This is a genomic window from Solwaraspora sp. WMMD1047, assembly GCF_029626155.1.
Classification (GTDB): Bacteria; Actinomycetota; Actinomycetes; order Mycobacteriales; family Micromonosporaceae; genus WMMD1047.
On the sequence record NZ_JARUBL010000001.1, the window covers coordinates 3,849,520 to 3,865,089 of the forward strand.

Sequence of the window (15,570 nt, forward strand, 5' to 3'; positions counted from 1 at the left end):
AGCATGACACGTTCGCCGTCACGGCCACCGCATCCGGTCGTCGCCCGACCACGCCGACGGCCGCCGATCCTGCACACACCAGCGGGTGACCCGCCACAACGCCTCACCGACGATCACCGGGCTCATCTTGCTGGCGCCCCGCTCCCGCTCCGCGAAGGTGATCGGCACCTCGGCGGTGCGAAGCCCCGCCCGGTGCGCCCGCCAGCATAGCTCCACCTGGAACGAGTAGCCCTGCGACCGCACCGAGCCGAGGTCCAGCCGGTCGAGGGCGTCGACCCGCAACACCCGGAACCCGCCGGTCGCGTCCGAGACCGGCATCCCCAGCGCCAGCCGGGTGTAGAGGTTGCCGCCGCGGGAGAGCAACTGCCGGTGCCAGGGCCAGTTCACCACCTGACCGCCGGCCGTCCACCGGGAGCCGATCACCACGTCGGCGTCGCGGGCGGCGTCCAGCAGCCGGGGCAGCTCCTCCGGGGCGTGCGACCCGTCGGCGTCCATCTCGACCACGGCGGCGTACCCGTGCTCGCGGGCCCACCCGAACCCGGCCAGGTACGCCGCGCCGAGGCCCTGCTTGCCGGGCCGGTGCAGCACGTGCACCTGGCCGTCCTCGGCCGCCATCAGGTCGGCCAGCGCCCCGGTGCCGTCCGGGGAGTTGTCGTCGGCGACCAGCACCTCCACCACCGGCACCGCCCGCCGCAGGCGCTCGACGATGGGACGCAGGTTGTCCGCTTCGTTGTAGGTGGGGATCACCACCAGCACCCGCCCGAGGCCCGGATAGCCGGTCTGGACCAGGTCACCGACCCGCAGCGGCTCGTCGTCGGCGAGCAGGGCGGCCTCGACGTCCACGTCGAGGCCGACGTCGGCCAGCACCGGCTCGGCGACGCGACCGGTCGGCCCGGTGGTCGCCGGTCGGACCGGATCGCGGTCAGCCGGGAACGCCTCGTCATCCACCCGCAACGCCTCCTGCCCCTCACGTCGTGTCCGCGGCCGCACCCGCCGCACCGGCCGGCGGTGTCCCGGCCGCGGCGGGCGTCGACGCGGCGCCGGCGCCCCGGCGGCGGCGCAGCACGCCGGCCGCGACCAGCGCCGCCACCGCCAACGCCACCAGCGCCACCTCGGGCCACAACCCCACCCGGGTCGCGACCGTACGGCCGTCACCCGGCTCGATCCGCCGGGTCACCACCGCCGCGGTGTTGAACCCGGTGGCGCCGCTTACCCGCCCATCGGGGGTAACGAACCCGGACACCCCGACCGTCGAGGCCATCAACGCCGGCCGGCCGTGCTCGACCGCCCGCAGCCGCACCATCGCCAACTGCTGGCGGGCCTCGGCGACGTTGAAGGTGGCGTTGTTGGTCTGCACCACCAGCAGCTGCGCCCCGCCGGTCACGGTGTCGCGGACCACCTCGTCGTAGGCGACCTCGAAGCAGATCACGTCACCCACCACGATCCCCGCGGTCCGGATCACCCCGGGGCGGTCACCGGGCACGAAGTCCGACCGCACCCGGTCGACCTCCTTGCTGACCATCCGGGCGATCCCCCGCAGCGGCACGTACTCCGCGAACGGCACCGGGTGCCGCTTGACGTACAACTGCTCCTGGTCCGGGCCGGTGCCCGGCCGCCACAGCAGCCCCGCGTTGCGGACCTCGCCCTCCCCCGGGCCGCGCAGCACCGTGCCGACCAGGATCGGTACGCCGATCGCGTCGGCGGCGGCGGTGATCCGGGCGCCCGCGTCGGCGTTGCGCAGCGGGTCGATGTCGCTGGAGTTCTCCGGCCAGACCACCAGGTCCGGCGCGTCGGCCCGACCGGCGGCCACCTCCGCCGCCAGCCCGATCGTCGCGTCGACGTGGTTGTCCAGCACGGCCCGCCGCTGGGCGTTGAAGTCCAGCCCCATCCGGGGCACGTTGCCCTGCACGATCGCCACCGTCACCGCCGGCCCGGACCCGCCGCCGCCCACCGGCACCAGCAGCCCCACCGCACCCACCGCCACCGCCGCGACCGCCGGCCCCGCCACCGACCACCGACCCGGGAACCCACCAACCGGCGTCCCACCACCTGGCGCTGTCTCGTCGACGGGCGCTGTCTCGTCGACCGGCCTGGTCTGGTGCGGGCGTGACGTCGCCGCCGGCCACACCACCGCCACCGCCGGCCACAAAGCGGCGACCAGGCACCCGCCGACCAGCGCCACCGCGAACGTCACCAGCGGGGCGCCGCCCAGCGCCGCCAACCGCAGCACCGGCGAGTCGTCCTGGCTGAACGCCAACCGCCCCCACGGGAACCCTCCGAACGGCGTCCGGTCCCGCAGCGCCTCCTGCGCCACCCACAGCAACCCGGTCAGCACCGGCCAACTCCACCGGAACCGGTCCACCAGCGGGCCGACCACGGCAGTGGCCGCCCCGAGCAGCCCCAGATAGGCCGCCTGCAACCCGGACAGCAACAGCCACGGCAGATCACCGGTGTGCAGGTTGGTCCAGCTCAACAGCGGCAGGAACAGCACCAACCCGGCCAGCGCACCCAACCCGAACCCGGCCCGCACCCGCCGCCGGTGCGCGGCGGCGGCCAGCAGCGCCACCCCCACCGGCGCCAACCACCACAACCCGACCGGCGGGAACGCCGCCAGCAGCGCCGCACCGGCCGCCACCGCCAACCCGACCGCCACCACGAGCGGCACCGCCGCGCCGCCCCGGCCGGCCGGCACCACGGCCACCTCCGGCACCGGCGGTTCCCCGGCCCTGTCCACCATCGTCACCCGCGTCTCACCGCTGCCCTCCGCCGCCGCGGCCGCGTCACCACATCGGCGGCGACCGGCACGAGATCCACCCGGCGAAGGCTACCGGCACGAAAATCGGGGCGCGGCCACTGGCCGCGCCCCGATGCTCCCAGGCCCCTCCCGGCCGGTGCGACAGAACCGACCCGCACGACCTTCGGACCGACCAGACGCGGACTGGATGTCCCCGTCGGGCCGTTGTCTACTGGCCGCGCCGACCCCCCTGCCTATACACCGGTAACCGCGACCGGTTCGCGTCGCCCCGCCGACCCCCGCCCGCTGGACCTGGCCGCCGCGACGAATCATGTCGCTCGGCCAGCGGGCGAAGGGGCGAAGTGAACAACAGCCGCTTCCCGTGGTAGGACTCAAAGACGGTACGTGCTGCCCCCCGGTTCCTGTCAACCGCCCTGGGCCTGTCGGCCGCGCGGCCCGGCGTGTCGCCCCGGCGAGTTCCCCCGCCGACACCCACGGTGCCGATCAGCCCGCCGCCGACCACCGGCCCAGCAACCCCGCCGCCGCGTCCGGCCACTGCGGCGCGAGCAACCCCACCGCCGCCAGCACGTACTCGACGTCGACCACCGCCCGGGCCGCCCGCGGCAGCGCCCACCCACCCGCGTGGTCGGCCAGCACCGCCGCCAGCACCGCCGCGGCGTCGTCCGGGCGGGCGTGGCGAAGAACACCTCCGGAGCCGATCAGCAGCCGCGCGTCCCGCAGGTCCCGGCCGGTCCGGTCCCCGGCCGGACCCGGCCGGGCGTGCCGGCGTACCGCGATCGTGGCCGCCAGCACCGCGATCCGCCGGTCCACCGCCCGGTCCGCCTCGTCGGCGGGCAGCCAGCCCGGCAAACCCGCCAGCCGGTCCGCCCGCTCCGCCAACACCACCCGCTCGTCGTCGGTGATCATCCGCTCCTCGACCGCCGCCCGCACCACCCCCGGCGCACTCCACCGCACCCCCAGATCACCCTCGACCGTCCGGGCCCGCCACAGGCTGCCGGCCGCCTCGCCGGCCGGGCCGGCGTCCCGCTCGTCCGGCGTCAACGCCGAGTACACGTCCGTGGTCGCCCCACCCACGTCGACCACCACCAGGTCACCACCGGTCCGGTCGGCCAGCACCTCCACCCCGGCCAGCACCGCGTCCGGGGTGGCCGCCCGCACCAGCTCACCGAACCGCCGGCCCCGCGACAGCCGCTTACCGCCGATCACATGCCGCAGGAACACCTCCCGGATCGCCGCCCGCGCCGACGCCGGCGACAGCACCCCGATCCGTGGCAGCACATTCCCGGCCGACCACACCGGCACCCCCCGCCCGGCCAGCACCTCCACCACGCCCGGCGTCGCCTCGGCGTTGCCGGCCACCACCACCGGCACCCGCCACCGGGCCCGCGCCAGCCGCGCCCCGTTGAACTCCAGCACCTCGGCGTCGCCGCCGTCGGTGCCACCCACCAGCAGCACCACATCCGGCCGGGCCGCCCGCAGCGCCGCCACCGCCGCCCCGTCCAACCGGCCGGCGGCCACGTGCACCACCCGCGCCCCCGCCGACAACCCGACCCGCTGCCCGGCCCGCGCGGTCACCAACTCCTCGTAGCCCACCACCGCCAACCGCAGCCCACCCCCGGCCGACGAACAGACGTACCAGGGCGCCCCCGCCACCGCCCCCGCGTCCAGACCGGCCGCCGCCCGACCCACCGCCGCGTCCAGCCCACGCAACACGTCACTGTCCGACGTGGTCGGCACCGCCGCCGACCCGACCAGCGCACCACCGGCCAACTCCACCACCGACGCCTTGGTGAACGTCGACCCCACGTCGGCGCAGACCGCGTACGAGGTCACCGCCCCTCGCCCGGCACCACCACCGTCCCGGTGGCGGTCACCGCCACCAGCGGCGGATCCAGCACCCGCGCCGCCGACGCGGACAGGTCCGGCCGGCCCCGGCACACCACCCGGCACTCGAAATCCAACGACCGGCTGCGGGTACCCACCCGCCGCACCGTCGCCGTCACCTCCACCACATCACCGGCCCGCACCGGCTCCCGGAACTGCACATCCGCGTACGAGGCGAACAGCCCCTCGTCACCGTCGGTGCGGATACACACCTCGGTGGCCACATCCCCGAACAACCCCAACGCGTACGCCCCGTCCACCAGCGCCCCCGCGTAGTGGGCATGCCCATACGGCACATACCGCCGGTGCGTCACCGTCAACCCGACCCGCAGATCCGTCATGCCGCCGTCACCTTCCCCCGCCCGCCGCCGTTGACCAGCGCGTGCACCAGATAGCTGGCCACCTCACCCGGTGTGGTGCCGCGCCCGAAGATCCGGTCCACCCCCAACTCGGCGGCCATCAGCTCGTCGAAGCGGGGACCACCGACGATCAGCAACGGGCGCCGGCCGGCCGGCATCGCCTCCCGGAACGCCGCCGACATCTCCCGGGTGTTGTGCAGGTGCGCGTCCCGCTGGGTGACCACCTGCGACACCAGCACCGCGTCGGCCCGCTCCGCCCGCGCCGCCGCCACCAACTCCGCCACCCCGACCTGCGCACCGAGATTCGTCACCCGCAGCTCCCGGTAGTACTCCAGACCCTTCTCCCCGGCGATCCCCTTCACGTTCAGGATCGCGTCGATGCCCACCGTGTGCGCATCGGTGCCGATACACGCCCCCACCACCGACAGCTTGCGCCGCAGCCCCCGCTTCACCGCCGCGTTGACCTCCTTTGCGGTCAACAGCGGAAAGTCCCGCTCCACCACCCGCACCGCCGACAGCTCCACCAGATGGTTCACCCGCCCGTACACCACGAAGAAGGTGAACCCGTCGCCGATGGCGGTGGCGTGCACCAGCATCGCCGGGTCCATCCCCATCTTCGCCGCCAACTGCAGCGCCGCCCCCTCGGCCCGCTTGTCATGCGGCACCGGCAACGTGAACGACACCTGCACCATCCCGTCACCGGTGGTGTCCCCGTACGGACGCACAACCGTGCTCATGCCGCCTCCAGCAGATCCGTCGCCGGGTTGAAGTAGTCCGCCTCGTGCGCGGCCACCCCCGACCGGCCCCGCCCCCGGTCCGCCGGCCGCCGCATGATCCCGAACGTGCCCTCCGCGATCGCCGTCAACAACGACTCGTCGGCGATCCGCTCCAACAGGCCGACCGCCTCCCGCAACACCTGATCCGCCCGTCGGGCGATGAACCCGCCCGCAGGCGGCGCGAAATCCTCCGCCAACCCGCCGGCCGCCCCCAACACGTACCGCACATTGCGCAGGGCGATGTCCCGGTCGCTGAGCCACGGCGTCACCACCGCCTCGGTCATCATCCCCACCAGCAGAATTCCCTGCCCGGTCAACGCCCCCGCCAGATTGAAGAACCCGTCCAGCAGATTGCCCCGGAACACATCCCCGGTCATGTGCCGGGTCGGCGGCATCCACTTCAACGGCGCGTCCGGGAACAACTCCCGCGCCAACAGGGCATGCGCCAACTCCAACCGGAACGACTCCGGCAGATCCGGATCGATCTCGAACGCGTGCCCCAACCCCAACTGCCAGTCCGCCAACCCGGCCTCATGGGCGAAGAACTCGTTGAGCAACTGCGACACCGTCACCGTATGCGCGTCGTCCACCGCATCCGCAGTCGTCAGATAGTTGTCCTCACCGGTGTTGATGATGATCCCCGCCCGCGCGTGCACCTGCCGGGAGAACCGCTGGTCGATGAACGTCCGGACCGGATTGATGTCCCGGAACAGGATCCCGTACATCGAATCGTTGAGCATCATGTCCAGCCGCTCCAACCCGGCCAGCACCGCCATCTCCGGCATGCACAACCCGCTGGCGTAGTTCGTCAACCGCACGTACCGGCCCAGCTCCCGCGACGTCACATCCAACGCCGCCCGCATCAACCGGAAGTTCTCCTGCGTCGCGTACGTGCCGGCGAACCCCTCCCGGGTCGCCCCCTCCGGCACGTAGTCCAACAACGACTGCCCCGTCGACCGGATCACCGCGATCACATCCGCCCCGGCCCGCGCCGCCGCCTGCGCCTGGGGAATGTCCTCATGGATGTCCCCGGTCGCCACGATCAGATAGATCCACGGCCGGCGCGGCGGATCACCCCACCGCCGCACCAACCGCTCCCGCTCCGCCCGCCGCCGGTCCACCCGCCGCAGGCCCGCACCCACCACCCGCCGCGCGGCCCGCCGCGCCACCGTCGCCGACCGCCCCACCGGTACGCCGAACCGCACCGACCCGGCCGCCGCCTTCTGCGCCAACAACGTCAACTCCGCCGGCGTACCCGGACCCAACCCCTCCCGGGCCAGCGCGTCGAACACCGGCAGCGCCACCCCGTGCCCCAACCCCACGTCGGCCACCACCGCGTCGACCAACCGGTTCACCCACGGAATCCCGTCCGGATCCGCCCCGGTCACCCCGGCCAGCCGCAGCACCGCCCGCTCCACCGACACCGTCGTGTGGCCACGCGCCAGCTCCACCACCGGCTGACCCGCCCGGGCGGCCAACTCCCGCGCCCGCGCCACCAGCGCCGGATCCAACCCCAACTTCCCGCTCACCGGTTCGCCCCGCTCATTCCCGAAGCCCCTCCTCGAAGATCGTCTGACCGCGCAGCACCGTCCGGCGGCACACCGGCAACGGCGTCGGATCGTCCGGGCCGCGCTCCTCCGGATCCGCCGACACCAGCACCGGCAAACCACCGGCCACCCCCGCCGGGGTCGACCACACCGCGAACGTCGCCGGCGCCCCCAACGCCAACACCCCCTCCCCGTCGCGGACCGCCGCCCGCCAGCCGCCCCGGGTGTGCGCCGCGAACGCCGCCCGCACACTCATCCGCGACGCCGCACTGGCATGCGACACCGCAGCCCGCACCGACCCCCACGGATCCAACGGCGTCACCGGCGAATCCGACCCGAACGCCAACGCCACCCCCACCCCGTGCATCGCCCCCATCGGATTCGACCCCAACGACCGCGCCACCCCCAGCCGCGACGCGTACATCCGGTCCGCGCCGCCCCACAACCGGTCGAACGCCGGCTGCATGCTCGCCACCACCCCGAACTCCACGAACCCCGCGATCAGCCGCTTGTCCACGATCTCCGCGTGCTCGATGCGGTGCCGGGCCGCCCGCACCCGATCCACCCCCAACATCCGCGCCGCCGCCGCGAACCCGGCCAGCACCGTGCCGATCGCCGCGTCCCCGATCGCGTGGAAACCGCCCTGCATCCCCTGCCCGGCGCAATCCACCAGATGATCACGGACCTGCTCCGCGGTCAGGTAACCGTGCCCCCGGCCACCGTCCGGATCATCCGCGTACGGCTGCGACAGGTGCGCCGTCCGCGACCCCAACGCCCCGTCGGCGAACAGATCCCCACCGGCACCGACCGCGCCCAGCTCCCGCGCCCGCGCCGCCCCCATCAACTCACCCCAGTAGCCGTACACCTCCGGCCCGCCCACCCCAGACAGGGCCAGCAGCCCGGTGAAGTCCCCCTCGTCGGAGATCTCCGGGCCGCCGCACTCGTGCACCGCCGCGATCCCCAACGCCGCCGCCCGACCCAACGCCTGCCGCTGCGCCGCCACCCGCTGGGACCGGGTCACCGACGCCCGCGCCACCGCCCGCACCGCGTGGTGGGCGTCGCGGCGCAGCCACCCGGACGGATCGAACCCGGCCGCCCCGGCCACCTCCGGCGCCGCCGCCAACAACGCCGTCGAGCAGGCCGCCGAATGGATCGACGCCTGCGACAGGTACACCGCCCGCCCACCGGCCGCCCGGTCCAGCTCCGCCGCCGACGGCGGCCGCGGCACCGCCCAACCCGACTCGTCCCAGCCGTGCCCCAGCACCACCGCGTCCGACGGCAACGCCGCCGCGAACCGCTCCACCGCCGCACACACCTGCGCGGCCGACCGGGCACCGGCCAGATCCAACCCACCCAACGCCAACCCGGTGTCGGTGGCGTGCACGTGGGCGTCCACGAACGCCGGCGTCACCAGCTCACCGGCCAACTCCACCACCCGGTCCGCCTCCGGCGCCGCGGCATCCGGCCCCAGCCAGGCGATCCGCCCGTCGCGGACCAGCATCGCCGTCGCGGTCGGCTCGGCGGGGCAGTACAGCACGCCGCCCCGGTACAGGGTCGAGATCGAGGGGTTCGTCATGAGATCAGTCTGCCGAAAGCCGCGCCTCGAACAGCGCTCGCACGCCGGTGACCTCCCGCACCAGCGCCAACGCCAACTCGGCGTGGCCCGGCACGTACCCGTTGCCGATCAGCATCGTGACATCGGCCGCCAGGCCCTCCGCGCCCAACGCCGCGGCCGCGAAGCTGGTCGCCATCGAGAAGAAGATCACCGTGCCGCCGTCCGCGGTGGCCAGGATCGCACCGTGCTCGCAGCCGGGCACGTCGACGCAGACCACCGTCACGTCCGCCGGGCCGCCCAGCGCGCCGGTCACCGCCGTCGACAGCGCCACCGCGTCCCGGGCGTCGGCGAGCGCCACCACGTCGGCCAGCCCGGCGTCGGCCAGCCGGTTCCGCTCCGCGGCCACCGGCACCACCCCGACCGTACGGGCCGCCCCGGCCCGCCGGGCGGCGGCCAGCGCCAGGCACCCGCTCTTGCCGGCCCCACCGATCACCGCCACCGTCGGCCCGGCACCCGGCGCGCCGCCGCCAACCACCCGGTCGCCGGCGGCCGCCCGATCCCCGGCCGCGCCTACCGAGCTGGCCGCCGCCGCACCGCCACCCGCCGCGGCAGCCGCGTAACGGCCCACCACCCGCGCGGTGAGCGCCGGCGCCCCGCAGACGTCCAGCACCGCAAGGCTCAACCGGGCGTCCAGATCCACCGGCAGCACCGCCACGATCGACCTGGCGAACAGGATCGCGTGCCCGTCGCACGGCACCTGCTCGCCGCGGCCGTCCCAGCGGGCCAGCCCGTCGGACACCGCCAGCGGGGTGAGGGTCAGCGACACCAGGGTCGCCACCCGGTCACCGGGCCGCACCGCCAGCGGCGAGCGCGGACCGACCTCCTCGACCGTGCCGATCAGCATCCCGCCCGAACCGGTCACCGGGTTCTGCATCTTGCCCCGGCGCTCGATGATCCCGAGCACTTCCGCGCGGACCCGGTCGCCGTCCCCGCCGTGCCGGCCGGACAGCTCCCGGAAACTCGCCGCGTCGAGGTTGATCCGCTCCACCCGGATCCGGACCTCGTCGGCACCGAGGGCGGCGGCGTTGTCCAGCCGGGTGGCCGCCTGCGGCAGCACCCCGGCCGGTTCAAGCACCCGGTGCAGACCAACCGGTGACGTCATACCGCTCCCCTTCCGGCTCAGCGCCCCTCCACAGGATAATTTACGGCACAGTAGTTTCTCTGCGAGAAAATTTCCAGTACCGTTGATCGAGATGTGGCGACCGAGGAACACCGAGGGAACGAGGAGGGTTTCGTGACCCAGACCCAGCAACCACCCACGGTGCCCACCGCGCCCGGGCCGGCCGGGCCGCCCCGGGCACCCGGCGCCACCGCGCTCGACCCGGCCCGCGACGGCACCGCCCCCGCCGGCCAGCCCTACGAATACCGGCGCATCCCGCTGGTCGAGCCCGACTGGACCCGATTCCCCGGCTGGCGACAGGTCACCCGCGAACAGTGGGAATCCGCCCAGTGGCAGCGCGCCAACTGCGTCAAGAACGCCCGCCAGCTACGCACCGTCCTCGGCGACCTGGTCGACGACACCTTCTACGCCGACCTCGCCGCCGACCAGGCCGCGACGGCCACCATGTCGATGCTGGTGCCCCCGCAGATGATGAACACGATGGTGCCGACCGGACCACCCAGCACCGAGGCGCTGCTGGCCGACCCGATCCGCCGGTACATGATCCCGGTCGCCTCCGACCGGCGCACCGACTGGCCGTCCCACCCGTACGCCACCCGGGACTCCCTGCACGAGCACGACATGTGGGTCGCCGAGGGGCTCACCCACCGCTACCCCACGAAGGTCCTCGCCGAGCTGCTCTCCACCTGCCCCCAGTACTGCGGGCACTGCACCCGGATGGACCTGGTCGGCAACAGCACCCCGGCGGTGGAGAAGCTCAAACTCACCCTCAAGCCCGTCGACAGGTACGACGCCCACATCGACTACCTGCGCGCCCACCCCGGCGTACGCGACGTGGTGGTCTCCGGCGGCGACGTGGCGAACGTGCCGTGGCGCAACCTGGAGTCGTACCTGATGCGGCTGCTCTCCATCGAGACCATCCGCGACATCCGGCTCGCCACCAAGGCCCTGATGGGACTCCCCCAGCACTGGCTGCAGCCCGACGTGGTCGAGGGCCTGGAACGGGTCGCCCGGACCGCCGCCCGCCGCGGGGTCAACCTGGCCCTGCACACCCACGTCAACCACGTCCAATCGCTGACGCCGCTGGTTGCCAAGGCCACCCAGACCGCGCTGGAGGTCGGCGTCCGGGATGTCCGCAACCAGGGTGTCCTGATGCGCGGCGTGAACGCCACCGCGCCCGAGCTGCTCGATCTCTGCTTCGCCCTGCAGGGCGAAGCGGGCATCCTGCCGTACTACTTCTACATGTGCGACATGATCCCCAACGCCGAGCACTGGCGGGTCCCGGTCTGGCACGCCCAGCAGCTCCAGCACGACCTGATGGGCTACCTGCCCGGCTACGCGACCCCGCGGATCGTCTGCGACGTGCCGTTCGTCGGCAAGCGGTGGGTGCACATGGTCACCGAATACGACCGCGACTACGGCATCTCCTACTGGACGAAGAACTACCGCACCTCGATCGAGGCGGCCGACGGCGACGCGCTGAACCGCTGCTACTCCTACTACGACCCGATCGACACCCTGCCGGCGGCGGGCCGGGACTGGTGGGCCCGGCAGGACCGCGGGTAACCCGGCGCAGCGCAGACTGTGGGCCCGGACCGACACGGTCCGGGCCCACAGTTATCCCCTCAACACCCCGGTCGAGGTCCTGCCGGCGTCGTCCGGGCGGGCGACGCCGAGATCGGTGACTACTGGGTGAAGGCGTCCTTGGCATCCCGGCCGGCGTCCTTCACGTGCTCGCCGGCCTGCTTGGCCCTCGCCTCGCTCTGCTCGGTCGAGCCTTCGGCCCGCATGCGCTCATTGTCGGTCGCGTCGCCGAACTTCTCCTTGGCCGCTCCGGCCAGTTCCTCCGCCTTGTTCTTGGCCTTGTCGGTGAAGCTCATCGTGACTCCTCTGATGGTTCGCGGCTCCGGTGTAGTGGCCTGGCTCTTCAGGTGCCCGGAGCTGGCTTGGTGAAACCTTTTGTTCGCTGTGAGTCGGCTGGCACATCCTGTAATGCGTCCTAGGATGCTAGGTTGTGACCGCCATCCACGCACACCACAGCCAGATGGTTGACTGGTGCGATGGCGGAGATCGTTCTCATCCGGCACGGCGAGACCCGGTGGAGCGCCGCGCACCGGCACACCTCGTACACCGACCTGGAGCTCACCCCCGACGGCGAGCGGCAGGCCCGCGACCTCGCTCCCCGACTCGCCGGCCGGTCCTTCACGGCGGTGCTCAGCAGCCCCCGGCTGCGGGCTCGGCGCACCGCCGACCTGGCCGGGCTCACCGTCACCGGCGTCGACGACGACCTCGTCGAGTGGAACTACGGCGAGTACGAGGGACGCACCGGCGAGGAGATCCGCAGCGACGCGCCCGACTGGTATCTGTGGACCGACGGCTGTCCCGGCGGAGAGTCCCCCGACCAGGTCGGCGCCCGGCTGGACCGGGCCCTGGCCCGCGCCGCAGACCTGCTGGCACGCGGCGACGTCGCGCTCGTCGCCCACGGCCACAGCCTGCGGGTCGCCGGCGCCCGCTGGGTCGGCCTGCCCGCCACCGACGGCGGCAAGCTGCGGCTGGACACCTCCGGCGTCTGCGTGCTCGGCCACGAACACGGCCGGCGCGTCATCCTGCGCTGGAACTCTCCAGCCTGACCTTCGGCGGGCGTGACTCGTACGGCGTGGAGAGCACCACCGTGGTCCGGGTGGTCACGTTCGCTGCCAGCCGGATCTCCTGCAGCAGCCGCTCCAGATCCGCCGGGCTGGCCACCCGCACCAGCAGCAGGTAGGAGTCCTCCCCCGCCACCGAGTAGCAGGAGTCGATCTCCGGCAGGTGGGCCAGCCGGTCCGGGGCGTCGTCGGGCTGCGACGGGTCGAACGGCCGGATCGCCACGAACGCCGACAGCGGCAGCTCCAGCGCCTCGAAGGAGACCTTCGCCGCGTACCCCTTCAGCACGCCGCGCTGCTCCAGCCGGCGGACCCGCTGGTGCACCGCCGACACCGACAACCCCACCCGCTCGGCCAGGTCGGTGTACGACAGCCGGCCGTCCACGGTCAGCGCGGCGACGATGGCGCGATCGATCTCCTCCACGGCGTGAAACCTACCCGCTCGCGGCAGGCGGTCGAACTCAACGGGTCAACGACCGGGCGATCACCAGTCGCTGGATCTGGTTGGTGCCCTCCACGATCTGCAGCACCTTCGCCTCCCGCATGTAGCGCTCGACCGGGTGGTCTGCGACGTAGCCGTACCCGCCGAGCACCTGCACGGCGTCGGTGGTGACCCGCATCGCCATGTCGGTGGCGAAGAGCTTCGCCTTGGCCGCCTCGATCGAGTAGGGCCGGCCGGCGTCCCGCAGCCGGGCGGCCGCCAGCGTGAGCGCCCGCGCCGCCGACACCTGGGTCGCCAGGTCGGCCAGCATGAACCCGATCCCCTGGAACTGCGCGATCGGCCTGCCGAACTGCTCGCGTTCCCGGGCGTACCCGACCGCGTGGTCCAGGGCCGCCTGAGCCAGCCCGACCGCGCAGGCGGCGATGCCGAGCCGGCCGGAGTCCAGCGCGGACAGGGCGATCCGGAAGCCCTCCCCCTCCGCGCCGATCAGCCGGTCGGCCGGCACCCGGGCGTCGTCGAAGGCGATCTGGGCGACCGGCGAGGAACGCAGCCCCATGGTGCGTTCCGGGGTCTGCGGCGCGATGCCGGGCGTGGCGGCGTCGGCGAGCAGGCAGGAGATCCCGGCCGCGCCCGGCCCGCCGGTGCGGCAGAAGATGTTGTAGAAGTCGGCGTTGCCGGCGTGGGTGATCCACGCCTTGGTGCCGGCCACCACCCAGTCGTCGCCGTCGCGGGTCGCCCTGGTCGTCAGCGCCGCGGCGTCCGAACCACCCTGCGGCTCGGAGAGGCAGTACGCCCCGAGCAGCTCGCCGCCGAGCATGTCCGGCAGCAGTTTGCGCTGCTGTTCGCCGCCGTACGCGGCCACCGGGTAGCAGGACAGCGTGTGCACGCTCACCGCCTCGGCGACGGCCAGCCACCGGCTCGCGAGGATCTCCAGCACCTGCAGGTAGACCTCGTACGGTTGGGCGGCGCCGCCGTACTCCTCGGGGTAGGGCAGGCCGAGCAGTCCGGCCCGGCCGACGGTGCGCAGCACGTCGCGGGGGAAGACGCCGCGCTCCTCGAAGTCGGTGACCTTGGGGGCGAGTTCCCCGTCGGCGATCTCGGTGGCCAGGCCGAGCAGGTCGGCGGCCTCCTCGGTGGGCAGGATCCGGTCGGGACTTGTCATAGTTCGGCTAGCTCCCTGGGGTTGTGGTTGAGCCGGTCGGCGCCGTCCGTCGTGCAGACGACGATGTCCTCGATCCGGGCGCCGTGCCGCCCGGCGAGGTAGATCCCGGGCTCGATCGAGAAGGTCATTCCCGGTTCGAGCGCCCGGTCGTTGCCGTCGACCAGGTACGGGTCCTCGTGTCCGTCCAGGCCGATACCGTGGCCGGTGCGGTGCAGGAACGCCGCGCCGTACCCGGCGTCGGTGATCAGCTCACGGGCGACCGCGTCGATCGCCGCCGCCGACACCCCGGGCCGTACCGCGTTGACGGCGGCCCGCTGCGCCTCGTGCAGCACCGCGTAGTAGTCGCGGTAGCCGGCCGGCGGTTCGCCGATCACGTAGCAGCGGGTGGAGTCGGAGCAGTAGCCCGTCGGCATGGTGCCGCCGATGTCGACCACCACCGGCTCTCCGGCGCCGATGGCCCGGTCGGAGGTGCCGTGGTGCGGGCTGGCGCCGTTTTCGCCGGCGGCGACGATGGTGAAGTCGGCGGTGGCGTGCCCGGCGTCCAGGATCGCCGCGGCGATGTCGGCGGCCACCTGCGCCTCGGTGCGGCCAGGCCGCAGCCACTCGGCCATCCGGTCGTGCACCGCGTCGATCGCGGCGCCGGCCGCGCGCAGCGCGGCGATCTCGGCCGGTGACTTGCGCAGCCGCAGCTCCCGCAGCACCCCGCCGGCCAACCGTTGGGTGGTGCCGGGCAGCGCGTCGCGCAGCGCGAGGACCTGCTCGGCCCACATCCGGTCGCCCAGCCCGACCGCGCCGGCGCCGGGTCCGCCGAGGGCGTCCACCACCATCGGGTACGGGTCGGAGCCGTCGACGTGGTCGACGATGCGTATTCCGGTGGCGGCGGCCGGGGCCGCCTCTGCGGCGGGCCGTTCCAGCCTCGGCACGATCAGGGTCGGTTCGCCGGCGGCCGGCAGCACCAGTAGGGTGAGCCGTTCCAACGCGTGGGCGTGGTAGCCGGTCAGGTACCGCAGGTCGGAGCCGGGGGGAATGAGCAGGGCGGCCAGCCCCGCGTCTGCGGTGGCACGCTGGGCCGCCGCCAGCCGCTCGGGTGGGAAGAGCTGTCCGGATAAGTCCACCCGACAAGCTTAACGCTCGTTCGGGAACTCTCTCATCCAGTCGATCATATCCGTGGTACGCCGATCCAGGCCCGCGCAGTCCCCCAGCGTCAACTGATGGAACCGGTCGCTGCCTGGCCTCGCGGCAACCGTTCTCATCAATTGATCTTCTTC

14 protein-coding genes are annotated in these 15,570 nt (G+C 73.4%); 2 read left to right on the plus strand and 12 right to left on the minus strand.

Annotated elements, in window-relative coordinates:
- Positions 1–18: 18 nt before the first annotated feature.
- The 8 genes from O7627_RS17480 to O7627_RS17515 all read right to left on the minus strand — a co-directional run bounded on the left by O7627_RS17480 (position 19) and on the right by O7627_RS17515 (position 10,038).
- Positions 19–789: a polyprenol monophosphomannose synthase gene (locus O7627_RS17480; protein WP_278098309.1), complete on the minus strand. Its 771-nt coding sequence runs from the start codon at positions 787–789 to the stop codon at positions 19–21.
- 178 nt (positions 790–967) lie between these two features.
- Positions 968–2,737, minus strand: a complete 1,770-nt coding sequence (gene lnt / locus O7627_RS17485) for an apolipoprotein N-acyltransferase (RefSeq protein WP_278098310.1) — start codon at positions 2,735–2,737, stop codon at positions 968–970.
- Positions 2,738–3,238: 501 nt separating this feature from the next.
- On the minus strand, positions 3,239–4,588 hold the full coding sequence (locus O7627_RS17490; protein WP_278094587.1) for a glutamate mutase L: 1,350 nt from the start codon (positions 4,586–4,588) through the stop codon (positions 3,239–3,241).
- Complete coding sequence (locus tag O7627_RS17495; protein WP_278094588.1) at positions 4,585–4,980, minus strand: hotdog domain-containing protein; 396 nt, start codon at positions 4,978–4,980, stop codon at positions 4,585–4,587. Before O7627_RS17495 ends, O7627_RS17490 begins: the two co-directional genes overlap by 4 nt.
- On the minus strand, positions 4,977–5,735 hold the full coding sequence (locus O7627_RS17500; protein ID WP_278094589.1) for an OAM dimerization domain-containing protein: 759 nt from the start codon (positions 5,733–5,735) through the stop codon (positions 4,977–4,979). Before O7627_RS17500 ends, O7627_RS17495 begins: the two co-directional genes overlap by 4 nt.
- Positions 5,732–7,303: a lysine 5,6-aminomutase subunit alpha gene (locus tag O7627_RS17505; RefSeq protein ID WP_278094590.1), complete on the minus strand. Its 1,572-nt coding sequence runs from the start codon at positions 7,301–7,303 to the stop codon at positions 5,732–5,734. Before O7627_RS17505 ends, O7627_RS17500 begins: the two co-directional genes overlap by 4 nt.
- Positions 7,304–7,316: 13 nt before the next feature.
- On the minus strand, positions 7,317–8,897 hold the full coding sequence (locus tag O7627_RS17510; RefSeq protein WP_278094591.1) for an amidohydrolase family protein: 1,581 nt from the start codon (positions 8,895–8,897) through the stop codon (positions 7,317–7,319).
- Positions 8,898–8,901: 4 nt separating this feature from the next.
- A complete protein-coding gene (locus tag O7627_RS17515; RefSeq protein WP_278094592.1) occupies positions 8,902–10,038 on the minus strand; it encodes a zinc-binding alcohol dehydrogenase in 1,137 nt (378 codons plus the stop codon).
- Between the two features lie 270 nt (positions 10,039–10,308).
- On the opposite strand from O7627_RS17515, the gene O7627_RS17520 reads away from it, so the two are divergent.
- Positions 10,309–11,622, plus strand: a complete 1,314-nt coding sequence (locus tag O7627_RS17520) for a lysine 2,3-aminomutase (protein ID WP_278098311.1) — start codon at positions 10,309–10,311, stop codon at positions 11,620–11,622.
- Positions 11,623–11,741: 119 nt separating this feature from the next.
- Here the strand turns inward: O7627_RS17520 and O7627_RS17525 are convergent, their stop codons facing one another.
- Positions 11,742–11,936 (minus strand): CsbD family protein, encoded by a 195-nt coding sequence (locus O7627_RS17525; protein ID WP_278094593.1) that lies wholly within the window; start codon positions 11,934–11,936, stop codon positions 11,742–11,744.
- Between the two features lie 180 nt (positions 11,937–12,116).
- Between O7627_RS17525 and O7627_RS17530 the strand changes: the two genes are divergently transcribed.
- Positions 12,117–12,686, plus strand: coding sequence for a histidine phosphatase family protein (locus O7627_RS17530; protein ID WP_278094594.1), 570 nt, complete (start codon positions 12,117–12,119; stop codon positions 12,684–12,686).
- Here O7627_RS17530 and O7627_RS17535 read toward each other — a convergent pair.
- From O7627_RS17535 to O7627_RS17545, 3 genes are read right to left on the minus strand one after another with little or no spacing between them, the layout of a single operon-like run.
- Positions 12,658–13,122 carry an Lrp/AsnC family transcriptional regulator gene (locus tag O7627_RS17535; RefSeq protein ID WP_278094595.1) on the minus strand — a complete coding sequence of 155 codons (465 nt, stop codon included), beginning with the start codon at positions 13,120–13,122 and terminating at the stop codon, positions 12,658–12,660. The genes O7627_RS17530 and O7627_RS17535 overlap by 29 nt on opposite strands.
- A gap of 37 nt (positions 13,123–13,159) precedes the next feature.
- Positions 13,160–14,302 carry an acyl-CoA dehydrogenase family protein gene (locus O7627_RS17540; protein ID WP_278094596.1) on the minus strand — a complete coding sequence of 381 codons (1,143 nt, stop codon included), beginning with the start codon at positions 14,300–14,302 and terminating at the stop codon, positions 13,160–13,162.
- Positions 14,299–15,417 carry a Xaa-Pro peptidase family protein gene (locus O7627_RS17545; protein WP_278094597.1) on the minus strand — a complete coding sequence of 373 codons (1,119 nt, stop codon included), beginning with the start codon at positions 15,415–15,417 and terminating at the stop codon, positions 14,299–14,301. Before O7627_RS17545 ends, O7627_RS17540 begins: the two co-directional genes overlap by 4 nt.
- Positions 15,418–15,570: the final 153 nt, after the last annotated feature.